Here is a 22,734-nt window from a genome sequence, read left to right on the forward strand (position 1 = left end):
ACGAAAGAGAGCAGGCGAACGTCCGCTTTCTACCGCAAAGCCGCCGATCAGACCGGGAGCAGCAGGGTCATCCATCAATCCCATCCGTACGCCGGATGAAATCTGCAACGTCGCTGTGCATCTCGGTCAGGAGGGCCGGGTTGACATAGATCATATGGCCGGCGGGATAATATTTGTAGGCGATGTTCGCTTGCAGCTCCTTGGGCACGGGCAGGTGCTGGAGTTCGTACCAGCCGGCGAAATAGGGGGTCGAAATGTCGAAATAGCCGCCGGTGACGAGCAATTTCATCTTCGGATTCTGCTTCATCGCGACCGCCAGGTCGGGGAGGACGTTGGGGAGGGCGATCAGCGGACGGGCGGCGCCGGGTGGTTGGTGCTTGTAATCCCAGCTGCCATAGACATCGAGCCCGCCTTCATAATGCGTGCCCGCGCCATAGCCGAGCGCGGTGCGGACATAATCGTTGAACGCCGCGGTATAGGCGGCGCCGATCGCGCTGCCCTGCGGGTCGTTCGACGCGATCTTCGACAGCGGATCGAGCGTCGCGCCGGTGAAGCGCGTGTCGAGCGTGCCGGTGGTGAGCCCTTGGTCCGCGAGCAGTTCCTTTTGCAGCGCGCCATATTCGATACGGAGGTTCGTCTTGAGCAGATAGTCGACCGGCAGGCCGGTGTAGCCGTGGAGCTTCGCCGCGATCGCCTGCCGTTCGGCGTCGGGCAGATTATTTCCCTTGAGCAGCGCGAGCGCATAGTCGCCGGTCGCGAAAGCCTCGACCTCTTTCAGAAAGGGTTCGAGCTCGCGCCCGGCGCCCGCGCGCTTGTGATACCAGGCGGTCGCGGCATAGCTCGGCAGCGACACGATATAAGGCAGGTCGACCCCCGGATTGACCTGCGGATCGTCGGGGATCAGGTCCCAGTTCAAGATGTCGGAGAGCAGGATCACGCCATTGAGGTCGATGTCCTGCCGTTGCAGCGCGAGCGTCATCCCGGCGGCGCGCATCGTCCCATAGCTTTCGCCATAGAGATATTTGGGCGAGGTCCAGCGGCCGTATTTCGACAGGAAGTCGCGCACGAAGACGGTGAAGGCGTGAATATCCTGATCGACGCCATACCACGCCTTCGCCTTGTCCTCGCCCGCGACGCGGCTGAAGCCGGTGCCCGGCGCATCGACGAAGACGAGGTCGGAGACGTCGAGCAGGCTCTGATCGTTGGCGACGGTGCGATAGGGCGCGCTGCCGTGCGCGAGGTCGGGGGTCTCGACGCGCACCGGGCCAAAGGCGCCCATGTGGAGCCACAAGGTCGGCGAACCGGGGCCGCCGTTGAACAGGAAGGTGATCGGCCGGCTGGCGGCGGGCGCCCCCTCCTTGAAATAGGCGGTGTAGAACATCGAGGCTTCGCTGTCGGGGACATCGTCCGCCGCATCTTCGTCGCGCTTGCGGTCGATGGGCACACTGTCGTCCCAGCCCGCGGGATGGACGACCAGCGTTCCCGCGACCGCGCGATAGGGGATCGCGACCCCGCCGACGGTCACCGAACCGCGGCTTTCGATCGCGGTGGGGGTGAACATCGGGCCGCTGGGAGCGGCGGTGTCGGCGGCGCCTTGCGGCTCGTGCGACTGCGCCGTCGCGCAGCCGGCGAGGGCGAGCGCGAGGGCGGCGGCGGTAATGGCTTTCATGTCGAATCCTTAGTGGCCGGTCGTTTGAATTGCGTCATTGCGAGGAACGCAGTGACGAAGCAATCTCACGCTATCGACCTTGCGCAAGGCCGATGACTGGGGATTGCCGCGTCGCCTTCGGCTCCTCGCAATGACGTGATGGACTATCGGAACGACGCCATTCCCGCACCGTCGATATTGAGTTTCTGCCCCGAGCAATAGGGGTTGGCGTCGGACACGAACCACAGCACCGCCGCGGCGACGTCGCCGGGGTCGGGCACGCGGCCGAAGGGGAATTTGGCGTCGAGGTGGTGGATATCGTCGTTGCCCGTCACTGCGCGCGCGAGCCGCTCGCCCATGTCGCTGACGGTGAGCGACGGCGAGACGATGTTCACGCGGACGCCATGCTTCAGCTCTTCCTTGGCCAGCGTGAGCGCGAGCGCCTCGGCGGCCGCTTTCGCCATATTATAGGGCGCGCCGTTCGCGGCATTGTGCAGCGTCGCGACGCTGGAGATGACGACGATGTCGCTGCGGTCGTGCCGGCGGAGCTGGGGCAGGCAGAGGCGCGACAGGCGGTGCGCGCCGACCGCGTGAACGCCGAGCAATTTCTCGACTTCGGCGGCGTCGGTATCGGCGACCGGCGTGCCGCGGCTCGCGATGCCGGCATTGTTGACCAGGATCGACAGCGGACCCAAATCGGCTTCGATTCCCGCGACCATCGCGGCGCTCGCCTCTTCGTCGGCGACCGACGCCTGATACGCCTTCGCCTTGCGGCCGAGCGCCCGGATCGCGGCGACGGTCTCGCCCGCCGCCGCCTCGTCGCGCGTATAGTTGACCGCGACGTCGGCGCCCGCCCTTGCCAGCGCGAGCGCGATGCCGCGCCCGATCCCGCGCGAGGCGCCGGTGACGAGCGCGGTGCGGCCTGCAAGGTTCAATTCGGCCATGTGTCTCTCTCCCTTCGGTTTCGGCGATTATGGCATGACGTTTCCGTCAACGTAAGCTAGCTTCGCCGCCATGAGCTGGAAAAAAGAACTGGACGAACTCGCCGCACGGCGGGCGATGGCCGAGAAGATGGGCGGTGCAGAAAAGGTCGCGCGCCAGCATGGGCGCGGCAAGATGGACGCGCGGGCGCGGCTCGCGGCGATCGTCGATCCGGGGAGTTTTCGCGAGATCGGCAAGATCGCGGGGCGGGGCACCTACGGCCCCGATGGCGAGCTGGAAGACCTTGCGCCAAGCAATTTCATCTTCGGGCGCGCGAATATCGACGGGCGGCCCGTGGTCGCCTCGGCCGACGATTTCACCGTGCGCGGCGGTGCGGCCGATGCGGCGCTGCACCGCAAATTCATCCAGTGCGAAGCGATGGCGCACGAATATCGCCTGCCGCTGATCCGCATGATCGACGGCACCGGCGGCGGCGGGTCGGTCAAGACACTCGAGGATATGGGCTATACCTATATCCCGCACGTTCCGGGCTGGGACCAGATCATTGCCAATCTCGACACGGTGCCGGTGGTCGCGCTCGCGCTCGGCCCGACCGCGGGGCTCGGCGCGGCGCGCGTCGTCGCGAGCCATTACAGCGTGATGGTGCGCGGCCTGTCGCAGCTTTTCGCGGCGGGGCCGGCGGTCGCCGCGGCGATCGGCGATACATTGGACCGCGAGGAACTCGGCGGCACCGACGTGCATACGCGCAACGGCGTCGTCGACGACGAGGTGGCATCGGAGGCCGAGGCGTTCGCGGCGGCGCGGCGCTTCCTGTCCTATCTGCCCTCGTCGATCCACGAGCGCGCCGCGCGCATCGCGTCCGACGATCCCGTCGGCCGGCGCGAAGAGGCCTTGTTGTCCATCGTTCCGCGCGAGGCGAAGCGGGTCTATTCGATGCGGCGCATTGCCGAGGCGGTGTTCGACCAGGGCAGCGTCTTCGAAATGGGCGCGCGCTGGGGACGGGCGGTCATCACCGCTTTCGCGCGATTGGGCGGCTGGCCGGTCGCGGTGCTCGCGAGCGATCCCTCCTATCTCGGCGGGTCGTGGGACGCGAAGACCAGCGAAAAGGCCGAGCGTTTCGTCAAGCTCGCCGACCAGTTCCGCCTGCCGATCGTCCACCTCGTCGACAATCCCGGCTTCATGATCGGCGGCGAGGCCGAGCGGACGGGGACGATCCGTTACGGCGTGCAGGCGATGAACGCGATCTACCGCGCGAGCGTGCCGCTGGCGTCGGTCGTCGTGCGCCGCGCCTATGGCATTGCGGGCAGCGCGATGTCGAACGCCGAGCGCTTCCAGTACCGCTTCGCCTGGCCGTCGGGCGACTGGGGCAGCCTGCCGATCGAGGGCGGGGTCGAGGTCGCCTACAAGAGCGAGCTCGAGGCGGCCGAGGACCCGGCGGCGCATCTGGAGGCGATCCGCGAGCGGCTGAACCGCGTCCGCTCGCCCTTTCGCACCGCGGAGAAATTCGGGGTCGAGGACATCATCGACCCGCGCGATACGCGGCCATTGCTGTGCGAGTTTGCAGAGCTGGCGTGGCGGGCCTTATAGCCTCGTCTCGCCGACGGCGATTATGCCGACACGCGGCCGCTTTTAGGGTGAGGAGCGGACGGTTCACCCCGCTTCGTCATCCCGGACTTGATCCGGGATCCACGACAACGCCGCGGCTATGGATCCCGGATCAAGTCCGGGATGACGATGAAGGAGATGGCGGGTTCCGGTATTAGCGGACATATCTGCAATCGCCTTAACAAGAGAGGCGTATCAACCGAGCAGCTTCGTCGCGCGCTCGCGCCAGCTCGTCGCGAGCACCTCCATCGCCGCCAGTTCGGCGAGCGCCGCGGGTTCGCGCTTGCCGCCGCCCGCGATCAGCAGGCGAAAGGCGCGCTCGACCGGCCAGCCGGGGAGCGGGCGTTCGACGAGTGCCAGAGCGTCGCCCGCCGCGACCGCGCCCTCTTCGAGGACGCGATAATACCAGCCGCTGCGCCGCGTCCTGACCACCGTTGCGGGGACGGTCTCGATGCCGAAGCGGTGGCCGAGCTTCCAGCACGGCTGGCGCCCCTGGCTGATCTCGACGAGCGCGCTGCCGAGCCGGTAGCGGTCGCCAATGCACGCCGCATCCTCGACGAGGCCCGAGGTCGAGATATTCTCGCCGAAGGCGCCCGGCGATGCGAGCAGCGCATGGCCGCCGAGCGCGTCGTCCCAGAAGGTATAATGGTCGCGCGGATAATGGTGGATCGCCTTGTCGGGGCCGCCGTGGACCGACAGGTCGGCCTGCTCGTCCCCCGCAAGGCCGAGGAAGGTGACGGCGCGCGGGCCGGTCGCGGGCGTCTTGGCGATCGCGCTCGGCTCGCCACGCGCGCCAAAGACGTGCGCCTTGCCGGTGAGGACCGAGTCGATGCGGTAGGTCATGCCCGCTGTCGTGCCGTGCGTCGCCCCAAAAGAAAAGGGGCGACCCCGCGGGGCCGCCCCTTCCTCGTTTCGTGGCTTTCCGAACGGATCAGAAAGCAACGCCCAGGCCGACCGCGAAGGTGTCGAAATCGCTGAAGTTGCCGATGAACTGGTGGCGATATTCGGCCTTGGCGTACATGTTCTGGCCCAGCTTGTGCTGATAGCCGACGCCGGCATAGGGATCGTCGATGTCGGTAAAGGTGTAACCGCCGGTGACATAGGCCTTGCCCGCGGTGCCGACCTTGGCGCCGACGCGGCCGCCGGCCGAGAACTGGACGTCGAAGCCGTCCTTCAGCACCTTGTCGCCCGCGATTTCGGCGCCCGCAAAGGCGGTCGAACCGAGGTCGAAGTCATAGCCGGCGGCGGCACCGATGGTGGCGTCGTCGAGGCCCGAGCCGGTGATGTACCCGCCGCGCACTTCGGCGCGAACCTCGCCGCCGTCGGCGGCCATGGCGGGGACGGCAACGACGGCCGAGAGGAGAGCGGCTGCAACTGCGAATTTTTTCATTGTATGTTCCTTCATTCTAGTCAGGACCGCGCCCTTTGGGTCGTGGCCCGCGCCCTAGATGGGCTTCGCGGCTGTCGCTGCAATGAACGAATCATTCAGAATATGACAATTTTGCTACCTGTGTTATTTTTACCACACGGTATAGAAAGGGCGCGCGCCAACAGCCGCGATTTTTCGCGGAAAATGGGACCCTGATGGCAGGGATTCAGCCGAGCGCGGCCTGTTTTTCGGCGGCGATGCGGTCGAGTTCGGCGCGGCTCGGCCTCGTCGCGGCGCTCTTGAGCTGGCCGCAGGCGGCCATGATGTCGCGGCCGCGCGGGGTGCGGACGGGGGCGGAGATCCCGGCCTCGAAAATCAGATTGCTGAACGCGCGCACCCGCTCGGGCGACGAGCATTCATAGGGCGCGCCGGGCCAGGGGTTGAAGGGGATCAGATTGACCTTCGCAGGGAGGCGATACTGCTTGATCAGCCGCACCAGTTCGCGCGCGTCGGCGTCGCTGTCATTCTTGTCCTTCAGCATCACATATTCGAAGGTGATGCGCCGCGCATTGTTCGCGCCGGGATAGGCGGCGCAGGCCTCGAGCAGTTCCTCGATGCCATATTTGCGGTTGAGCGGCACGATCTCGTCGCGGATTTCCTTGCTGACGGCGTGGAGCGAGACCGCGAGGTTGACCCCGATCTCCTCGCCCGCGCGCGCCATCATCGGCACGACGCCGCTCGTCGACAGGGTGATGCGGCGCTTCGACAGCGCCAGGCCGTCGCCGTCCATCACGATCTTCAGCGCGCCCTTGACCTCGTCGAAATTATAGAGCGGCTCGCCCATCCCCATCATCACGATGTTGGTGAGCATCCGGCCGTCAGCGGTGTAGTGGCCCGCCTCGTCGTCGTCCTGGTCGCCGCCCGCCATATTGCCCTTCGGCCATTCGCCGAGCGCGTCGCGCGCGAGCAGCACCTGCCCGACGATCTCGCCCGCGGAGAGGTTGCGCACGAGCCGCATCGTGCCGGTGTGGCAGAAACGGCAGTTCAAGGTGCAGCCGACCTGGCTCGACACGCAGAGCGTGCCGCGGTCGGCGTCGGGGATGAACACCATCTCATATTCCTGGCCGTCGGCGGCGGCGAGCAGCCATTTGCGCGTGCCGTCGTTCGACAGCTGCGCCTCGCGCACGGTCGGACGGCCGACGATGAAGCGCTCGGTGAGCCAGGGGCGCATCGCCTTTGCGATGTCGGTCATCGCGTCGAAATCGGTGACGCCGCGATGATAGATCCAGTGCCAGATCTGCTTCGCGCGCAGCTTCGCCGCCTTCGCGTCGAGCCCGGCTTCCTCGAGCGCGGCGCGCACGCCCTCGCGTGTCAGGCCGACGAGGTCGACGCGATTGCCCCCGCGCAGGGGAACGGTGCCCGTCGTGACCGGGTCGATATGGCCGGGGATCTGCATGATGGGCGGCCATATAGGGAGGTTGGGGGGAAAGCGCAATTCTCGCTGCTGTCGTCATTGCGAGGAGCGTAGCGACGAAGCAATCCAGGGCGGCGCGGGTGACTCTGGATTGCTTCACTCCGTTCGCAATGACGATCAGCGGGGGTTATAGATTGTTCAGAAACGCCAGCCGTTCCGCGACCATGCCCTCTGCCTCGGCATTGCGCAGCGGCAGCACATTCTGCACGAGGATTTCGGGCGGCGTCGGTTCGATCGCGAACAGCGCCATCACCTCGTCGGCGAAGGCGTCGAGCGGCATATAGCCCTCGCGCGTCGACTGCCCCGGGGTCAGTTCGGTGCGCACCGCGGGCGGGGCGAGTTCGATCACCTCGACCCTGCCTTCCAATTGGACGCGCAGCGCCTGCGTATAGCTGTGCAGCGCCGCCTTGGTCGCCGAATAGGTCGGCGCCTTGGGCAGCGGCACGAAGGCGAGGCCCGAAGTGACGTTGACGATCGCGCTGTCATCCTGCGTCGCGAGATGGTCGATCAGCGCATCGGTCAGCCGGATCGGGCCGAGCAGGTTGGTGACCACGGTCGCCTCGGCGTCGGAAAGGTCGCGCTCGCTGCCGACCGCCTCGTACATCATCACCCCGGCGTTGTTGACGAGGATGTTGAGCGCCGGGAAGCGCGCCGCGATGTCCTTGGCGAAGGTGGCGATGGCGTCCGCGTCGGTGACGTCGAGCGTCATCGCGTGCATATTCTCGCGGCCCGCGACCGCAGCCTCGAGCTTCGCGGCGTTGCGGCCGGTGACGATCACGGCATTGCCCGCGTCGTGCCAGCGCTGCGCGAGCGCGAGCCCGATGCCCGAGCCGCCGCCGGAGACGAGGATGGTGTTGCCTGTGGTTTTCATGGTGGTTCCTCCGTTTCGGGGTTGGGGAGGACGCCTATTTATGCCTATACTCTCCAAAGGAAAGAAGGCACCCCAAAGTGCCATAGTTACCTAAAAGTGAGAATTGGATTTTCCTGCATGTCGCAGCCGCAAGAAATTTCCCATGACGCACAGGCGCCCGTCGATCCGCGCGTCGAGATGCTGGTGAACGAGCTGATCGGCCGCGTCGCCGACAAATGGACGCTGCTCGTGCTCGAGGAACTGGAAGATCATGGGACGTGCCGTTTCACCGAGCTCGCGCGGCTCGTTCCCGGTATCAGCCAGAAGATGCTGACCCAGACTTTGCGCGCGATGGAACGCGACGGGCTCGTCCACCGACAGGTGTTCGCGGTCGTGCCGCCCAAGGTCGAATATTGCCTGACCGACCTCGGCCGCAGCCTCGGCGAAGCCTTTTGCGGGGTGTGGCACTGGGCCGAGGCGCATCTGTGCGAGGTCGAGGGCGCGCGCGCCGCGTTCGACGCGCGGGGGGAGGGTAGCAAGTCATCATCGGTGATTTAATAAGCCGTGTGCTCCCGCGGAGGCGGGAGCCCATCTCCCGTTCGTTTCATCTAGAACCGGCCGGAGATGGGTCCCCGCCTTCGCGGGGACACACGGATTTTCTGAGCGCCTTGTTCGACAAGGAGCAGGCCGAAGTGTTGCCGCGTCACTTCGCGCGCGTCGTCACCCGGATCGGCTGGCCCTGCTTCGCCTCGGCGATCGCCAGTTCGGCGTCGGCCGCGGCGAGGCGGCGGGTGTCGCGGCGACATTCGCGAACCTGATTCTTGCCTTCGAGGTCGTAGTCGGGCGCAGTGCCGCAGACCTCGACGACCGCGCGCCAGATCCGGCGGTCGAGTGCGCGCGCGCCCTTGTCGGTAGAAAGGTCGAGGTCGCGATGGTCGACGACCGCCGTGCGGGTGCGGGGCGCATCCTGGGCGAGGGCAGGCTGGCCCAGCGCAAGGGCGGTCAGGGCGGCGAGGATCGGAAGCTTTTGCATCTCAAATCTCCTTCGTCCGGCTGGTTGAGGAGGGGAGGAAGCCGGCAGGAGCAAATTAGGCGTTCGCGCGCACCGGCGGGAGCAACGATGTTGCGCACTCATTCTGCGAAATTGCAGAATGCGGCGGCAGCGGTTATCGCGCACAAGCAGGGGGCGCCATGTTCGACTGGAACGACCTCAGATCCTTTCTTGCCGTAGCCGAAAGCGGCAGCACGCTTGCGGCGGCACAGGCGCTGCGCGTCAGCCAGACGACGGTCGCACGGCGCATCGCGGCGCTCGAAGAGGCGACCGGGCTCGCCCTGTTCGAGCGGCGGCAGGCGGGCTATGCGCTGACCCCGGTGGGGGAGGCGATGCTCGGCCATGCGCTTGCGGTGCGCGAGGCCGCCGACCGCTTCGGCGAGGCCGCGGGGGCGCGCTCGCGCGATACCGGCGGCACGGTCAGCGTCACGACGATGGAAATCTTCGCGGTCACCATCCTGCCGCCGATCCTGCGCGACCTGCGCGCCGCGCATCCCGAAATCCATATCCAGCTCGACACGTCGGACGAGTCGCGCGACCTCGCGGCGGGCGCCGCCGACATCGCGATCCGCAGCAGCAAGCAGCCGTCGGGCGCCGGCCTGGTCGGGCGGCGCATCGCCGACAATGGCTGGACGCTCTATTGCAGCCGCGACTACGCCGATCTGCACGGCATCCCGCACAGCCGCGAGGAACTCGCCGCGCATCCCTTCATCGGCGGCGGCGGCCACGTCTGGGAACCCTATCGGGCGTGGCTGCGCCAATATGCGCTCGAGGATGCGGTGGTGATGCAATATGACACGGCGTCGGGCCTGCTATCGGGCGTGCGCGCGGGGATGGGACTGTCGGTCCTGCCCGCCTTCATCGCCGACCGCGAAAGCGACCTCATCCGCTGCATCCCGCCGAAGAATGAGGACACCACCGGCGTCTGGCTGCTCACCCACGAACGCCTGCGCCACGTGCCGCGCGTGCGGGCGGTGCTCGATTTCCTTGCGAATGCGCTGACGCGGCTGGCGCGGGCTTAGGGATGGCACGAGGGAGAGAAGGCGGTTTTGGGGGAGAAAGTTGTCGTTTCCCGTCTTCGTCATTCCCGCGAAAGCGGGAATCCAGTGCGGGGTTAGCCGACGCACGCCCTGGATTCCCGCTTTCGCGGGAATGACGACATTATAAGGCGCCGAATGTCCCCTGCCGGTCGCGAGCCGGCACCCTTCCACCCGTTCGTGTCGCGCCAGCCTCCGCAACCGCCTCAGCGGATGCGTGCGCAGCCGAGGGCCGCGGCGTCGATGGCGGTCGCGACGGCGAGATCAGCGGCGTCTTCGGCTCGATCATCGAGATGCACGGGCCATGGGAACGCGTGACCGATGCGCGCGCGCCTGTCCTGAAGGCTATTTTTTGAGGCCGATCTCGCGCAGCCGCTCCTGCAGATAGTCGTCGGCGGTGATCGGCACCGGATAAAGGTCCGGATGCTCGGCGTCGATGCAGCTGTCCAGCGTCTCGATCCGGTAATCCGAACGGAAATGCAGGAAGAAGGGCATCGAATAGCGCGCGACGCCGGCGCGGCCCTCGTCGGGATTGCGCACGCGGTGCGTCGTCGAGGGCAGGCGGTTGTTGGTCAGCCGTTGCAGCATGTCGCCGACATTGACCGCCATCGCGCCCGGCGGCGGCGAAACGGGAAGCCAGCTGCCGTCCTTGTCGAGAATCTCGAGCCCGGCTTCCTCGGCACCGAGCAGCAGGGTGATCGTATTGATGTCCTCATGCGCTTCGGCGCGAATGCCCTTCGCGGGCGCCTCGACCGGCGGATAGTGGAGCAGGCGCATCACGCTGTTGCCGTCCTTCACCGTGTCGTCAAAGAAATCGGGCGCAAGGCCGAGGTAGCGCGCGATGCCCGACAGCAGCCGGCCGCCGACGCGGTCGAACTCGGCGAACAACGCCTCGAAGGTCGCGCGAAAGCTCTCGACTTCGCCCGGCCAGACATTGTTCGGCTGCTGCGCGGCGAGGCGATGTCCGGCGGGAAGGTCGCGGCCGACGTGCCAGAATTCCTTGAGGTCGACTTCCTTGGCGCCCTTTGCGATCTCGGTGCCGAACGGCGTATAGCCGCGCGCGCCGCCGCCGCCGGGGATGAAATAGGCGCGCTTGACCGCTTCGGGCAGCGCGAAAAATTCCTTCGCCTTCGTCCAGGCGCGGTCGATCAGCGCCGGGTCGATGCCATGGTCGGTGATCATCGCGAAGCCGAAGCGCTCGAACGAGGCGCCGAAATCCTGCGCGAAACGATCGGCGGGCAGCGATAGGGAAATGACGGGAACGGCGGCGGTCATGCTGTTAATCCATAATGTTGAGGCTGTGGCGCGGCTTGCCGGCGGACCGGCGGCGCGTCTTTGACATGAACGGGGATTTAGGCGCTCGGGCGGCCATGCGAAAGGAAAAAAGGCGGTTCCCCCACCCGTTTGCCTCGGCTAAGCCCCGCGCCATGGGCAAGCAATATTGGCTGATGAAATCCGAACCCGACGCCTATAGCTGGGACGACCTCGTCCGCGACGGCAGCGGCATATGGGACGGCGTGCGCAACCACACCGCCAAGCAGAATATGCAGGCGATGAAGGTCGGCGACGAGGCGCTTTTCTATCACAGCAATATCGGCAAGGAATGCGTCGGCATCATGCGGATCGTCGAGACCGCCTTTCCCGACCCGACCGCCGACGCGGGTTCGCCGTGGGTCGTGGTGCGCGTCGAACCGGTGCGCCCGCTCGCGCATCCGGTGTCATTGAAGGCGATCAAGGCCGATCCCAGGCTCGCTGATATGAAACTCATCCGCCAGTCGCGCCTGTCGGTCGCGCCGGTGCGTGCCGCCGAATGGCAGCATATCCTGAAAAGGTCCGAAAAGCCCGAAGACTGATCAGGCGCCGAGCTTTGCCTGCAAATGGCTCGCCACCGACGGGTGGAGCGGTTCGACGAATTCGCAGCCATAGCTGCAGCCTTCGGCGCGGCGCACGATCGCCTCGCGCGGTTCCAGCCCGGGCAGGCTGACCCAGATGCGCTTGCCGATCGCCTGACGCGAATAGGTGAACATGCGAAAGCCCGTTGATGACAGGTCGTAAAGTTCGGCGTCGAACGGATTCTGCCCGGCTTCGCGAAAGCGTGCGCGGCCATCGACCGAAGCGCGCCGGGCGCGGCGGGCATTGGCGGGGGGATTGAGCGTGGGGGCGGTGCTCGGCACGGTCGGTCGCCTTCATATTGTTTCGATTCGGGTCGAAACTAGCGCCCGGGTGGTTAGCGCAAGATCAACGCAGAGCGTGAAGGAAGCCGGTTAAGGCGGTGTTGATCCTGTTTCCATCAAATGACTCGGAAAGGGGGTGACGAGGCCCGCCGCGTCGCGCCAGTCGGCGGTGAGCCAGCGAATATGGTCCTCGCGGTGCAGGATCACCGGCATCGTCGCTCCCTGATGGCGCTCGACCAGCGAATTGGGCTCGGTCGTCAGCACCGCGAAGCTCGGCCAGTCCTCGGTTTGGCGGTGGATGCCGGCGAAGGCGAAGACATGTTCGCCGGCGAGCGAATACCAAAGCTGCCGCTTGGTGCCGGCAGTCCCCGACCAGCCGGCAAAGGCGGTCGCGGGGATCAGGCAGCGCAATTCGGGATGGCGCAGCGTGCCGGTCCAGAAGGGGCTTTGCAGGTTGCGCACGCTCGTTACCGGCCGATCCCCGCGCGGCGGCGGCGGGACGCCCCACAGCTTCGGTCGCAGCACGGGACGCGACCCGGGGCGGCCGTCGCCGACGACGACCGGCGCCGGGCGGCCGGGCGTCACATAGCCGCCTTGCCATGGGTCTTTTCCCGCCTCGGCGCCCAGCACCGCCGCGATTTCGGCGGCGTCGGCGTCGAGGCGATAGAGGATCAAGGGGTCATACCAAGCTGCAGAGATCGCAACCTATGAGGACGGCCTTCTGGCGGTTCTCGGCGAGGAGCGCCCGAAGGGGCGATGCGGTGTATCGTGCCGAGGGCGTGACGCTGTCCGGGGGCCGCCAGAAGGCCGCCCGCAGGATTGCCAGTCCCGTCCGCTGGACGTCGTCGCAGGGTCGCGACGATGAACCACATCGCCGCTTCCGCCGCTCCTCGCCAGCAAACGGGACTGACAATCCTCATAGGTTGCGATCTCTGCAGCTTGGTATCAGTCCGACGGGCGGACGCGGCCGCGCATCGCCTTCACCGATCCGCGCGCCTTCTTGCCCTCGATGCGGCGCGCCTTGGCGGCCTTGCTCGGCCTGGTCTTGATGCGCCGCTCGGGGCGCTTGAGCGCAGCGTCGATCAGGTCGGAAAGGCGCGCGCGCGCATCGGCGCGGTTCGCCTCCTGCGTGCGGAAACGCCGTGCGAGGATGACCAGTTCGCCGTCGGCGGTCATCCGGCTGCCCGCAAGCGCCTTCAGCCGCCGCCAGGCATCGGGCGCGAGGCCGAGCGCATAGACGTCGACGCGCAGCTGGCATGCGGTCGCGACCCTGTTGACATTCTGCCCGCCGGGTCCCGAGCCGGCGAGGAAGCGTTCGCTGATCGCGCTTTCGGGAATCTCAGCCACGGGTCGGCGCGGCTCCCTCGGGCGCGGCAAAGCCCAGCGCCGCGAAGCGGTCGGGGAAGGGCGCCTCGGCGATAATCGGCGGCTTGACGTCACGGTCCACGACCAGCCGCTCGGCGTGCAGCAGGGTGCGATCGCGCCCCGTGCCGGCGCCATAGACCGGATCGCCCGCAATCGCGAAGCCGAGGCCTTCGAGCGCGTGGACGCGCAGCTGGTGCGTGCGCCCCGTCTCGGGACGGAAACGAAGCAGCGCGCGGCCGTCCACGACGGCGAGCTTTTCCCAATGCGACACCGACGGCTTGCCTTTCGCGTCGCCGACCATCCGCCAGCCCGCCTCCGCGGTCGAAACCTTGGCGAGCGGCAGGTCGATCGTGCCGCGCTCGCCCTCGGGGATGCCGTCGAGGATCGCGAGATATTGCTTTTCGACCGCGCGCCCCTCGAAGGCGCGGGTGAAGCGGCCGTGCGCCTTGGGGTTGCGCGCGAGAAGCAGGCAGCCCGAGGTGTCGCGGTCGAGCCGGTGGACAGGAAGCGGCCAGCGCTTGAAGCCGAAGCGCAGGCTGTCGAGATGATTTTCGAGGCTGAGGCTGCCGTCGCGCGGCGGATCGACCGGCAACCCTTCGGGCTTGTCGATGACGAGGGCCTCGCCGTCGAGGAACAGGACGCGGTCGGATAGGAGCATGGAGCGCGCTATAGGGCGGCGGCGGTTCGACCGAAAGGGGAAAGCTCGGATCGCAAAAGCGGTGGCGGCTTTGGGGTTGGGAGGGGACATAGCGATCCTATTAAGCCCCTCCCCTTCAGGGGAGGGGCTTCCTCGTCCCTACGATTGGTATCGCCCGAAAGTCGCCGTATCCACGAGCGGGACAATCGCCTCCTTCCGTCAATTGATCGGCAGGAAATCGCGCTGATATTCGTCTTTCAGCGCGTGGACGACCGCCGCGGTCACCGGCAGGTTGATCGTGTAGCTGCCCTCGGCATAGGGGCCGACTTCATAGGGGGCGATGGCGATCGTCATGCGGTCGAGATATTTGCCGTCGGTCGAGCCGAGCCAGATCGTCTGCGCCGATGCGGAGGGGCATTGGCCGAAGCTGCTGTCGGGGTCGCGCGACCAGTCGATGCCCTTCGCCGCCTTGGCGCGCTCGACGCCGGCGCACAGATCGTCGTTGACCGCCCGGTCGAACGCTTCGCCGCTTTCGAACAGGTCGAGCGGCTTCAGCCGCTTGGCATGATTGCGATCCCAGACGAGCGAGTCGAAGCTGTGCATGCCGTGCGCGCCGCCCATATAGGTGTCGATCTCGGCCGACAGGCTGAGGAAGCGCGGGGTGCTCGCGACGCGCTTCCACGTCTGAAGATGGCTGTGCGGATGATAGGGAAAGCCGTTCTTTTCGGCGTCGTCCTTGTCGCGCTTCGCCGTTTTGATCAGCGCTTCGCGCTGCTTTTCGCGATCGTTGTCGAGCCACGCCGCGAGATCGGGGATGCGCGCCGCCTCGCGCGGATAGGCATAGGCGAACTCGACAAGGTCGTTCGACAGCTTGACTTCGGACTCAGTGACTTCCTTCGCGGCAAGGTCCTTCGCGCCGTCGGGCGGGGCGCCCGGCACCGAAGCGGCTGCCATTTTTTCGGCGGGGGACTGCGGCTTTTCCGAGCAGCCGGCGGCGAACAGCGCGCCGGTCAGGACGAGCGCGGCGGAGGAGCGGGAGATCATCGTCATGGCCGAACAACGCCGGGAATCGACAAAGTTTCCCTATCGGCTTAGGCAGATGGAGCATGATCGACTATTCCGACCTGATCCAGCCCGACAAGGGGCAGGATGCGCGCGCCATCCATCTCGTCGACAAGAAGAGCTATGATGCGTGGCTGACAGGCCGCAGCGCGCGCGAACGCGCCGCGCTTGCCGCCGCCGCCTACAAGCCCGACGCCTACGCCCATGCGATCCTGCCGGGCGACGATGCCGAAAGCTGGTCGGTCGTCACGACCGTCGCCGATGTCGAGAATCTGTCGGCCTGGTGTCTCGCCAAGCTGGGGCAGGTGCTTCCCGAAGGGCGCTATCGCATCGAGGGGCGGCAGCCGGGCAAGGCGCTGTTCGGCTGGATGAGCGGGCAATATCGCTTCGATGCCTATCGCACCAGGGAAGAGGCACGCGGTCCGCGCGTGCTGCTGACCGCCGACGTCGGTGCGATCGCGCCGATGGTCGCCGAAGCGCGCGCGACCGCGCTCGTCCGCGACCTCGTCAACACCCCCGCCGCCGACATGGGACCGGCGGCGCTCGAAAAGGAGGCCGCGCGGATCGCGAAGGCGCATGGCGCGACGCTGGCCGTCACCAAGGGCGAGGCGCTCGAACAGGGCTATCCGATGATCCACGCGGTGGGCCGTGCCGCCGCCAAGCATCATGCGCCGCGGCTGATCGAGATCGTCTGGGGCAAGGAGGATCATCCGCGCGTCGCGCTCGTCGGCAAAGGGATCGCCTTCGACAGCGGCGGGCTCGACATCAAGCCCGCGGCGGGAATGCGGCTGATGAAGAAGGATATGGGCGGCGCCGCGCACGTCCTTGCGCTTGCCGAGCTGGTGATGGCGACCGGGTTGCCGATCCGCCTTCACTGCCTTGTCGCCGCGGCCGAAAATGCGATTTCGTCGGATGCCTTCCGCCCCGGCGACGTGCTCAAGAGCCGCAAGGGACTGACGGTCGAGATCGGCAACACCGATGCCGAAGGCCGGCTGGTGCTCGGCGACGCGCTCGCCAAAGCGGGCGAGGACAAGCCCGAGCTGATCGTCGATTTCGCGACGCTGACCGGCGCCGCGCGCGTCGCGCTCGGCCCCGATCTGCCGGCGCTCTATGCCAATGACGATGCGCTTGCCGCCGACCTGATCGCGGGCGGCACCGACCGCGACGATCCCGTCTGGCGGATGCCGCTGTGGGACGGCTATGCCGACCTCCTCGAAACCGACATCGCCGACCTCGGCAATGCGGGCAGCTCGGCCTTTGCGGGGTCGATCACCGCGGCGCTGTTCCTGAAACGCTTCGTCCCCGACGATACGCGCTGGGCGCATTTCGATACTTTCGCCTGGCGTCCGACGGCGAAACCCGGGCGCCCGAAGGGCGGCGCGGCACTGGGGCTGCGCGCGGCGTGGGCGATGCTGCAGGCGCGCTACGACCGCCGCGGCCGCGGCTGAACCCGCTTGATCAAGCGCGGCGCGCTGGTCTAATGCCGCGCGATTGTCCGCGATCGCGCGGATCTTTGGCTTTGCACAGGACGAGATGTGACCGCGAACAAGGGCGATAATTCAGCATTGAACCGGGTGCGCATGGGGCGCCCCGGCGCTGCCGGCGCGGGCCGCGACCGCTTCGGGCTCGCCGGCGTCGCGCAGGATTTCGACCCGCGCATCGTCGCGATCCGCCCCGACCTCGCCGACATCGCGGTCGCGGGGACCCATTTCGCGCCGCATTATGCCGCGCCCAAGATGACGAGCTGCGTCCTGCCCTCGGCCGCGATACGCGCCGCACCATCGCTCGATGCCGAGCAGACGAGCGAGCTGCTGTTCGGCGAAGGCTTCGCGTTGCTCGACGTCACCGGCGGCTGGGCGTGGGGCTATGGCCTTGCCGACCATTATGTCGGCTATCTGGCCGCCAATGCGCTCGGCAACCCGATCGCGCCGACGCACCGCGTCGCGGCCGCCGAGGCGCGCCTTCATTCCGCCCCCGACGCGGCAAGCGGCGGGTCGGCGATCCTGCCCTATGGTGCGCTGGTGATGGGCGAGGTGCAGGGCGACTGGCTGCGCACGGTCCACGGCTATATCGAGATGGACGCGCTCGCGGAGATCGACGCATTCGACGCCGATCCCGCCGCGGTCGCCGAAGCGATGATCGGGACGCCCTATCATTGGGGCGGGCGCACCGCGCAGGGGATCGACTGTTCGGGGCTCGTCCAGCTCGCATGGGGCGCGGCGGGCATCCATCTGCCGCGCGACAGCGACCTGCAACTCGCGGCGCTCGGCAGCGACAAGGATGTCGCGCCCGCCGGCCTGGCGCGCGGCGACCTGGCCTTCTTTCCCGGCCATGTCGGGATCATGGCCGACCGCGACACGCTGATACATGCGAGCAAGCACAGCATGTCGGTCGCCGCCGAACCGCTCGCCGACGTCATTGCGCGCTTCGCGGCCGAGGGGCACGACCCCGCGGTCAGCGGCATGAAGCGGGTGCGTTGAGGCGATGACGCAGACGGTCTTCATCGACGGCGCGGCCGGAACCACGGGGCTGGAAATCGCCGAGCGGCTCGCGGGGCGGAGCGAGTTTACGCTGCTGCGCCTGGACGAAGCGCGGCGCAAGGAGGCCGCCGCGCGGCGCGAGGCGCTGAACGAGGCCGATTTCGTTATCCTCTGCCTGCCCGACGATGCCGCGCGCGAGGCGGCCGCGATGATCGACAATGATCGGACTCGCGTCATCGACGCCTCGACCGCGCACCGCGTCGCGCCGGGCTGGGTCTATGGCCTGCCCGAAGTCAGCGGCCACGACGCGGTCGCCGCGGCGATGCGCGTGTCGAACCCCGGCTGCTATTCGACGGGCTTCATCGCGCTCGTCGCGCCGCTGGTCCGCGCCGGGCTGCTTCCCGCCGACTGGCCCTATGGCTGCAACGCGGTCAGCGGCTATTCGGGCGGCGGCAAGGCGCTGATCGAGCGCTTCGAGGCCGATCGCGACATCGCGTGGCGCGGTTATGCGCTGGCGCTCGGGCACAAGCATGTCCCCGAGATGCAGGCGCGCTGCGGGCTTGCCGTCGCGCCGCTCTTTTCGCCCGCGGTGATCCCCGCGCATCGCGGCATGGTGGTCGAGGTGCCGCTGCCGCTCGGCGCGATGCCCGGCGCGGCGACGCCCGATGCGCTGCGCGCCGCGCTCGCCGAATATTATGCCGGCAGCCCGATCGTGGGGATGGGCGAAGCGCCCGCCGACGGCGAGATGCTGCTGCGCGCCTCGGACGGTGGCAGCGACCGGCTCGACCTGTTCGTCTTTGCCAATGGCGACGGCAGCCAGGCGCGCCTCGTCGCGCGGCTCGACAATCTGGGCAAGGGCGCGAGCGGCGCCTGCGTCCAGAATCTGAACATCATGGCGGGCCTGCCCGAAACCGCGGGGCTGCGGCTTTAGCGCGATCATCTTTGACACAACAAGCTCGTGTGCTCCCGCGAAGGCGGGAGCCCATCTCCCGACGTCGCGACCTGGCGCCGGTCGGAGATGGGTCCCCGCCTTCGCGGGGACACACGAACTTTAGATGATCGAGCGTCGGCTAGCGCAGGTGCAGTTTCAGTGTGCCGGGCCGCTTATTCCGCCGCTTCGAGTTCGGCCGGCGCCGCGGCGGTCGCGGCGCTCGCATGGCCGAAGCGCAGCACACCGTCGTCGACCGGCCCGCTCTTCATGTCGATCCGGTCCTGCACATAATTCTGGCTGAGCCGCCACGGCAGATCGACCGCGCTCTTGGGCATGATGTGCAGCGCGCGCTGGATATAGCCCGACGAGAAATCGAAAATATTCTCTTCGGTCAGGCTCGACGGATCGGCGAGGAGCGGCGTTGCGACCTCGGTGCGGGTGTCGCGCATGTGGTTGAGGACGCGGCAGACATATTCGGACACGATATCGGCGCGCAGCGTCCAGCTCGCGTTGAGATAGCCGAACACCGCCGAGAAATTCGGCACGTTCGAGAACATGCACGCCTTGTAATAGAAATGCTCGCTCCAGTCGATGAGGTCGCCGTCGACGCGCACCGGAATCTTGCCCGCCACCGCCAGCTTCAGCCCGGTTGCCGTGATGATGATGTCGGCGTCGAGGTGGCGGCCCGACTTGAGCTGAATGCCGCTCTTGTCGAAGCGCTCGATATGGTCGGTGACGACCGATGCCTTGTCGGCCTTCATCGCTTCGAAGAAATCGGCGTCGGGGACGAGGCACAGCCTTTGTTCCCACGGATTATAGGGCGGGGTGAAGGCGACCGGGTCATAGCGGTCGCCGAGCGCCGCCTTGAGCTTCCGGGTCAGGAAGTCGGCGACCTTTTCGGGCTTTTCGCGCGCGCGGCGGAAGACGATGTCCTGCAGCCGGATATTCTTGAAGCGGGTGATCCGATAGGCGAGCTTTTCGGGCAGGATCTTGCGCAGGAAATTGGCGAGCGCGTCCTTGGCGGGGCGGATCGCATACCAGGTCGGGGTGCGCTGCAGCATCGTCACATGCGCCGCCTTGCCGGCGATCGACGGGACGATGGTGACCGCGGTCGCCCCCGATCCGATCACCACGACGCGCTTGCCGGCATAGTCGAGATTTTCGGGCCAGAATTGCGGGTGGACGATCTGACCCTCGAAATCCTCGCGGCCGGTGAAATTGGCGTCATAGGGTTCGTCATAGTCGTAATAGCCCGAGCCGAGATAGAGCCAGCGCGCGGTGGTGGTCGAGGTCGCGCCGCTTTCGTCCTCGAGCGTCACCGTCCAGCGCGCGTCGGCGCTGCTCCAGTCGGCGCCGACGACCTTGCGGTTGAAGCGGATACGCTCGCGGATGTGGCGCTCGTCGACGATGCGATTGAGATAATCGAGGATGGCGGGGCCGTCGGCGATCGACTTTTCATGCTTCCACGGCTCGAAGACGAAGCCCAGCGTGTGCATGTCGCTGTCCGAGCGGATGCCGGGATAGCGGAACAGGTCCCAGGTGCCGCCCAGATTGGCGCGGCGCTCGACCAGCGCGAAACTGCGGTCAGGCGAATGCAGTTGCAGATGCACTGCCATGCCGATGCCCGAGATGCCGGCGCCGACGATCAGCACATCCTGATCGACCGGGGCAGCCTTTGCCTGCGCGGGGCGGTCCTTCGTCGCCGTGCCTGCCATCATCATGTCTCCCGTCTTTTCTATCGAGCGGGTCGGTGCCCTGGCTCGCTTCGAGCAGCAGCTTACGCATAGCGTTGCATTTTGCAATCGAATTGACGTTTACGGAAACTGCGAGGCCTGGAACGCAGCCCATTGCCGCTGTCACGATATTGTCATAGGGGCGTCACCCAATTGTCATCAATGGCCACTGCCCCCGGCCGCCCGTCAGGAAAGGAGGAGGCGTCATGCGACAGATCGCGGTTCTCCCCTATCGCTTCGGCGGCCCCGGGCGCGACGGCCCGACCGAGATATTGCTCATCACCTCGCGCGGCACCGGGCGCTGGGTGATTCCCAAGGGCAATCCGCTCACCGGCCTGTCGCGCCACGCCTCGGCGGCGATCGAGGCCGAGGAGGAAGCCGGAGTGCTCGGCGCGGTCTGCCCGACCGCGATCGGCAGCTATCATTATCGCAAGCGCCGCGCCAATGGCGCGTCGGTGATGCTCAACGTCGAGGTGTTTCCGCTCGCGGTGACCAAGGAACTCGGCGAATGGAAAGAGCAGGACGAGCGCGAGCGGCGCTGGTTCGCGCTCGACAAGGCCGCCGAGGTCGTCGATGAGCCCGACCTGCAGGCGATGATCCGCTCCTTCGGCGACAGCGGCTTTCGCGCGGCAGCGCGCACGAGCGGCGTCGTCGATACGATTGCAGACAAGACGGGGGTTAGCCGCATGTTCGCCTGGTTCCAGCGCCTGCTTCCCAGGCAGGGCAATTTCTTCGAGCTGTTCGAACGCCATGCGGCGACGCTCGCCGCAGGATCGGAGGCGCTCGCGCGGCTGCTCCAGGGCGGCGACGGCATGGCGGACCATATTCAGGAAATCGTCGAGCGCGAGCATGACGCCGACGCGATCACCCGCGAAGTGTTGCAGACGGTGCGCCGCACCTTCCTGACCCCCTTCGACCGCAGCGCGATCACCGACCTGATCGCCTCGATGGACGATGCGATCGACGAGATGCAGAAGACCGCGGGGGCGGTCGACCTTTACGACGTCCGCGAATTCGATCCCGAAATGCGCGACATCGCGGGCATCATCGTCGATTCGGCGCGGCTGACGGTCGAGGCCCTGCCGCTCCTGCGCAATATTTCGGCGAACGGCCCGCGGCTGCACGAGCTGACCGAGCGGCTGGTGCGCATGGAAGGCCATGCCGACGAGATCCACGCGGCGGGGCTCAAGCGGCTGTTCCGCGAACATGGCGAGCAGAACACGATCCACTTCATGATCGCGCGCGAGCTTTACAGCCACCTCGAACGCGTCGTCGACCGATTCGAGGATGTCGCGAACGAGATCGACGGCCTGGTCATCGACCACGCGTAAGCGGGGGCGCCGCCATGCATGAACTCGCCTTTCCCTTCCTTGCCGGACTGATCGTCCTTGCGCTGGCGTTCGATTTTCTGAACGGCCTGCACGACGCCGCGAACAGCATCGCGACCGTCGTCGCGACGCGGCTCCTCAGGCCGGTTCAGGCGGTGATGTTCGCCGCCTTCTTCAATTTCGCGGCCTATTTTCTCAGCCTCGTCTTTCCGGCGCTGCACAAGGTCGCCGAGACGATCGGCGCGGGGCTGATCGACAAGGATCTGGTGACGCCGGCGGTGGTGTTCGGCGCGCTCGTCGGGGCGATGTTCTGGAACGTCGTCACCTGGCTCAAGGGCATTCCCTCCTCGTCGAGCCACGCGCTCGTCGGCGGCATCGTCGGCGCCGGGGTCGCGCATGCGGGGTTCGAGGGCATCGAATGGTCTGGGCTCAACAAGACCGTCATCGCGATCTTCCTCTCGCCGCTGCTCGGGATGCTGCTGTCGATGCTCGTGATGCTCGCGAGCAGCTGGGCGCTGCGCGGTGCCACCGCGAAATTCGCCGAGCGGACCTTCCGCACGCTGCACCTCTTTTCCTCGGCAGCCTATTCGCTGAGCCACGGGCTCAACGACGCGCAGAAGACGATGGGGGTGATCGCGGTATTGCTCTATTCGACCGGCTATATGACCGGCGATTTCCACGTCCCGCACTGGGTCGCCTTCGCCTGCTATATCGCGATCGCGCTGGGGACCTTGTCGGGCGGGTGGAAGATCATCGAGACGATGGGCGGGCGGATCACCAAGCTGTCGCACCATCAGGGCTTCGCCGCCTCGACCGGCGGCTCGATCATGGTCTTTGCCGCGAGCCTGCTCGGCATTCCGGTGTCGACGACGCACACGATCACCGGCAGCATCATCGGCGCCGGCGTCGCGCGCCGCGCGAGCGCGGTGCGCTGGGGCGTCGCGAGCAACGTCGTCGTCGCCTGGTTCATCACCATCCCCGCGAGCGCGGTGGTCGCCGCGATCTTCTATTCGCTGACGCGGCTGTTCTAAGCCCGCTTCCGCGGCGA

General features: G+C 66.9%; 23 protein-coding genes. 9 read left to right on the forward strand and 14 right to left on the reverse strand.

Annotation, left to right across the window (positions count from 1 at the left end):
- Positions 1–67 precede the first annotated feature (67 nt).
- Positions 68–1,669: a S10 family peptidase gene (locus tag KNJ79_RS04505; protein WP_317152948.1), complete on the reverse strand. Its 1,602-nt coding sequence runs from the start codon at positions 1,667–1,669 to the stop codon at positions 68–70.
- Positions 1,670–1,812: 143 nt separating this feature from the next.
- A complete protein-coding gene (locus KNJ79_RS04510) occupies positions 1,813–2,592 on the reverse strand; it encodes an SDR family NAD(P)-dependent oxidoreductase (protein WP_317152949.1) in 780 nt (259 codons plus the stop codon).
- Positions 2,593–2,662: 70 nt separating this feature from the next.
- On the opposite strand from KNJ79_RS04510, the gene KNJ79_RS04515 reads away from it, so the two are divergent.
- A complete protein-coding gene (locus tag KNJ79_RS04515; protein WP_317152950.1) occupies positions 2,663–4,177 on the forward strand; it encodes an acyl-CoA carboxylase subunit beta in 1,515 nt (504 codons plus the stop codon).
- Between the two features lie 213 nt (positions 4,178–4,390).
- Here KNJ79_RS04515 and KNJ79_RS04520 read toward each other — a convergent pair whose 3' ends face one another.
- From KNJ79_RS04520 to KNJ79_RS04535, 4 genes are all read right to left on the reverse strand, one after another.
- A complete protein-coding gene (locus KNJ79_RS04520) occupies positions 4,391–5,038 on the reverse strand; it encodes an MOSC domain-containing protein (RefSeq protein WP_317152951.1) in 648 nt (215 codons plus the stop codon).
- Between the two features lie 88 nt (positions 5,039–5,126).
- On the reverse strand, positions 5,127–5,585 hold the full coding sequence (locus KNJ79_RS04525; protein WP_089215716.1) for a hypothetical protein: 459 nt from the start codon (positions 5,583–5,585) through the stop codon (positions 5,127–5,129).
- A gap of 205 nt (positions 5,586–5,790) precedes the next feature.
- A complete protein-coding gene (gene rlmN / locus KNJ79_RS04530; RefSeq protein WP_317152952.1) occupies positions 5,791–7,020 on the reverse strand; it encodes a 23S rRNA (adenine(2503)-C(2))-methyltransferase RlmN in 1,230 nt (409 codons plus the stop codon).
- Positions 7,021–7,165: 145 nt separating this feature from the next.
- Positions 7,166–7,909, reverse strand: coding sequence for an SDR family oxidoreductase (locus tag KNJ79_RS04535; RefSeq protein ID WP_317152953.1), 744 nt, complete (start codon positions 7,907–7,909; stop codon positions 7,166–7,168).
- Positions 7,910–8,026: 117 nt separating this feature from the next.
- On the opposite strand from KNJ79_RS04535, the gene KNJ79_RS04540 reads away from it, so the two are divergent.
- On the forward strand, positions 8,027–8,446 hold the full coding sequence (locus tag KNJ79_RS04540; RefSeq protein WP_317152954.1) for a winged helix-turn-helix transcriptional regulator: 420 nt from the start codon (positions 8,027–8,029) through the stop codon (positions 8,444–8,446).
- Between the two features lie 145 nt (positions 8,447–8,591).
- On the opposite strand, the gene KNJ79_RS04545 is transcribed toward KNJ79_RS04540, so the two are convergent.
- Complete coding sequence (locus tag KNJ79_RS04545; RefSeq protein WP_317152955.1) at positions 8,592–8,921, reverse strand: UrcA family protein; 330 nt, start codon at positions 8,919–8,921, stop codon at positions 8,592–8,594.
- Positions 8,922–9,079: 158 nt separating this feature from the next.
- On the opposite strand from KNJ79_RS04545, the gene KNJ79_RS04550 reads away from it, so the two are divergent.
- Entirely contained in the window at positions 9,080–9,961 is an 882-nt protein-coding gene (locus tag KNJ79_RS04550; RefSeq protein ID WP_089215711.1) for a LysR family transcriptional regulator, read from the forward strand.
- A gap of 360 nt (positions 9,962–10,321) precedes the next feature.
- On the opposite strand, the gene KNJ79_RS04555 is transcribed toward KNJ79_RS04550, so the two are convergent.
- Positions 10,322–11,251, reverse strand: coding sequence for an isopenicillin N synthase family dioxygenase (locus KNJ79_RS04555; protein ID WP_317152956.1), 930 nt, complete (start codon positions 11,249–11,251; stop codon positions 10,322–10,324).
- 152 nt (positions 11,252–11,403) lie between these two features.
- Here KNJ79_RS04555 and KNJ79_RS04560 point away from each other — a divergent pair, with 152 nt between their 5' ends.
- The gene (locus KNJ79_RS04560; RefSeq protein ID WP_317152957.1) at positions 11,404–11,829 is read left to right on the forward strand and encodes an EVE domain-containing protein; all 426 of its coding nucleotides are present in this window, start codon (positions 11,404–11,406) and stop codon (positions 11,827–11,829) included.
- On the opposite strand, the gene KNJ79_RS04565 is transcribed toward KNJ79_RS04560, so the two are convergent.
- The 5 genes from KNJ79_RS04565 to KNJ79_RS04585 form a co-directional block, all read right to left on the reverse strand.
- Entirely contained in the window at positions 11,830–12,150 is a 321-nt protein-coding gene (locus tag KNJ79_RS04565; protein WP_317152958.1) for a PilZ domain-containing protein, read from the reverse strand.
- A gap of 90 nt (positions 12,151–12,240) precedes the next feature.
- The gene (locus tag KNJ79_RS04570) at positions 12,241–12,825 is read right to left on the reverse strand and encodes an SOS response-associated peptidase family protein (RefSeq protein WP_317152959.1); all 585 of its coding nucleotides are present in this window, start codon (positions 12,823–12,825) and stop codon (positions 12,241–12,243) included.
- A gap of 270 nt (positions 12,826–13,095) precedes the next feature.
- A complete protein-coding gene (gene arfB / locus KNJ79_RS04575) occupies positions 13,096–13,497 on the reverse strand; it encodes an alternative ribosome rescue aminoacyl-tRNA hydrolase ArfB (RefSeq protein ID WP_317152960.1) in 402 nt (133 codons plus the stop codon).
- Positions 13,490–14,173, reverse strand: a complete 684-nt coding sequence (locus tag KNJ79_RS04580) for an RluA family pseudouridine synthase (protein WP_317152961.1) — start codon at positions 14,171–14,173, stop codon at positions 13,490–13,492. Before KNJ79_RS04580 ends, arfB begins: the two co-directional genes overlap by 8 nt.
- Before the next feature lie 198 nt (positions 14,174–14,371).
- The gene (locus KNJ79_RS04585; protein ID WP_317152962.1) at positions 14,372–15,202 is read right to left on the reverse strand and encodes a DUF4163 domain-containing protein; all 831 of its coding nucleotides are present in this window, start codon (positions 15,200–15,202) and stop codon (positions 14,372–14,374) included.
- Between the two features lie 56 nt (positions 15,203–15,258).
- On the opposite strand from KNJ79_RS04585, the gene KNJ79_RS04590 reads away from it, so the two are divergent.
- From KNJ79_RS04590 to argC, 3 genes are all read left to right on the forward strand, one after another.
- Positions 15,259–16,662 (forward strand): leucyl aminopeptidase family protein, encoded by a 1,404-nt coding sequence (locus KNJ79_RS04590; RefSeq protein ID WP_317152963.1) that lies wholly within the window; start codon positions 15,259–15,261, stop codon positions 16,660–16,662.
- Between the two features lie 87 nt (positions 16,663–16,749).
- Positions 16,750–17,694 carry a C40 family peptidase gene (locus KNJ79_RS04595; RefSeq protein ID WP_317152964.1) on the forward strand — a complete coding sequence of 315 codons (945 nt, stop codon included), beginning with the start codon at positions 16,750–16,752 and terminating at the stop codon, positions 17,692–17,694.
- Between the two features lie 4 nt (positions 17,695–17,698).
- Positions 17,699–18,625 (forward strand): N-acetyl-gamma-glutamyl-phosphate reductase, encoded by a 927-nt coding sequence (gene argC, locus KNJ79_RS04600; RefSeq protein ID WP_317152965.1) that lies wholly within the window; start codon positions 17,699–17,701, stop codon positions 18,623–18,625.
- Positions 18,626–18,798: 173 nt separating this feature from the next.
- Here argC and KNJ79_RS04605 read toward each other — a convergent pair whose 3' ends face one another.
- Positions 18,799–20,340 carry a flavin-containing monooxygenase gene (locus tag KNJ79_RS04605; RefSeq protein WP_317153864.1) on the reverse strand — a complete coding sequence of 514 codons (1,542 nt, stop codon included), beginning with the start codon at positions 20,338–20,340 and terminating at the stop codon, positions 18,799–18,801.
- A gap of 224 nt (positions 20,341–20,564) precedes the next feature.
- On the opposite strand from KNJ79_RS04605, the gene KNJ79_RS04610 reads away from it, so the two are divergent.
- A complete protein-coding gene (locus tag KNJ79_RS04610) occupies positions 20,565–21,689 on the forward strand; it encodes a DUF47 family protein (RefSeq protein WP_170935499.1) in 1,125 nt (374 codons plus the stop codon).
- Positions 21,690–21,703: 14 nt separating this feature from the next.
- Complete coding sequence (locus tag KNJ79_RS04615) at positions 21,704–22,717, forward strand: inorganic phosphate transporter (protein ID WP_089215701.1); 1,014 nt, start codon at positions 21,704–21,706, stop codon at positions 22,715–22,717.
- Positions 22,718–22,734 lie beyond the last annotated feature (17 nt).

The sequence above is a fragment of the Sphingopyxis indica genome, from assembly GCF_032879645.1.
Classification (GTDB): domain Bacteria; phylum Pseudomonadota; class Alphaproteobacteria; order Sphingomonadales; family Sphingomonadaceae; genus Sphingopyxis; species Sphingopyxis indica.

What these genes read in the sequence shown, in the direction of transcription:
- KNJ79_RS04540 (WP_317152954.1), top strand. Translation starts at nt 8,027, where the DNA reads ATGTCGCAGCCGCAAGAAATTTCCCATGACGCACAGGCGCCCGTCGAT.
- KNJ79_RS04545 (WP_317152955.1), bottom strand. Translation starts at nt 8,921, where the DNA reads ATGCAAAAGCTTCCGATCCTCGCCGCCCTGACCGCCCTTGCGCTGGGC.
- KNJ79_RS04550 (WP_089215711.1), top strand. Translation starts at nt 9,080, where the DNA reads ATGTTCGACTGGAACGACCTCAGATCCTTTCTTGCCGTAGCCGAAAGC.
- KNJ79_RS04510 (WP_317152949.1), bottom strand. Translation starts at nt 2,592, where the DNA reads ATGGCCGAATTGAACCTTGCAGGCCGCACCGCGCTCGTCACCGGCGCC.
- KNJ79_RS04555 (WP_317152956.1), bottom strand. Translation starts at nt 11,251, where the DNA reads ATGACCGCCGCCGTTCCCGTCATTTCCCTATCGCTGCCCGCCGATCGT.
- KNJ79_RS04605 (WP_317153864.1), bottom strand. Translation starts at nt 20,340, where the DNA reads ATGGCAGGCACGGCGACGAAGGACCGCCCCGCGCAGGCAAAGGCTGCC.
- KNJ79_RS04560 (WP_317152957.1), top strand. Translation starts at nt 11,404, where the DNA reads ATGGGCAAGCAATATTGGCTGATGAAATCCGAACCCGACGCCTATAGC.
- KNJ79_RS04610 (WP_170935499.1), top strand. Translation starts at nt 20,565, where the DNA reads ATGCGACAGATCGCGGTTCTCCCCTATCGCTTCGGCGGCCCCGGGCGC.
- KNJ79_RS04585 (WP_317152962.1), bottom strand. Translation starts at nt 15,202, where the DNA reads ATGACGATGATCTCCCGCTCCTCCGCCGCGCTCGTCCTGACCGGCGCG.
- rlmN (WP_317152952.1), bottom strand. Translation starts at nt 7,020, where the DNA reads ATGCAGATCCCCGGCCATATCGACCCGGTCACGACGGGCACCGTTCCC.
- KNJ79_RS04525 (WP_089215716.1), bottom strand. Translation starts at nt 5,585, where the DNA reads ATGAAAAAATTCGCAGTTGCAGCCGCTCTCCTCTCGGCCGTCGTTGCC.
- KNJ79_RS04590 (WP_317152963.1), top strand. Translation starts at nt 15,259, where the DNA reads ATGATCGACTATTCCGACCTGATCCAGCCCGACAAGGGGCAGGATGCG.
- KNJ79_RS04535 (WP_317152953.1), bottom strand. Translation starts at nt 7,909, where the DNA reads ATGAAAACCACAGGCAACACCATCCTCGTCTCCGGCGGCGGCTCGGGC.
- KNJ79_RS04505 (WP_317152948.1), bottom strand. Translation starts at nt 1,669, where the DNA reads ATGAAAGCCATTACCGCCGCCGCCCTCGCGCTCGCCCTCGCCGGCTGC.
- KNJ79_RS04520 (WP_317152951.1), bottom strand. Translation starts at nt 5,038, where the DNA reads ATGACCTACCGCATCGACTCGGTCCTCACCGGCAAGGCGCACGTCTTT.
- KNJ79_RS04580 (WP_317152961.1), bottom strand. Translation starts at nt 14,173, where the DNA reads ATGCTCCTATCCGACCGCGTCCTGTTCCTCGACGGCGAGGCCCTCGTC.
- KNJ79_RS04615 (WP_089215701.1), top strand. Translation starts at nt 21,704, where the DNA reads ATGCATGAACTCGCCTTTCCCTTCCTTGCCGGACTGATCGTCCTTGCG.
- argC (WP_317152965.1), top strand. Translation starts at nt 17,699, where the DNA reads ATGACGCAGACGGTCTTCATCGACGGCGCGGCCGGAACCACGGGGCTG.
- KNJ79_RS04515 (WP_317152950.1), top strand. Translation starts at nt 2,663, where the DNA reads ATGAGCTGGAAAAAAGAACTGGACGAACTCGCCGCACGGCGGGCGATG.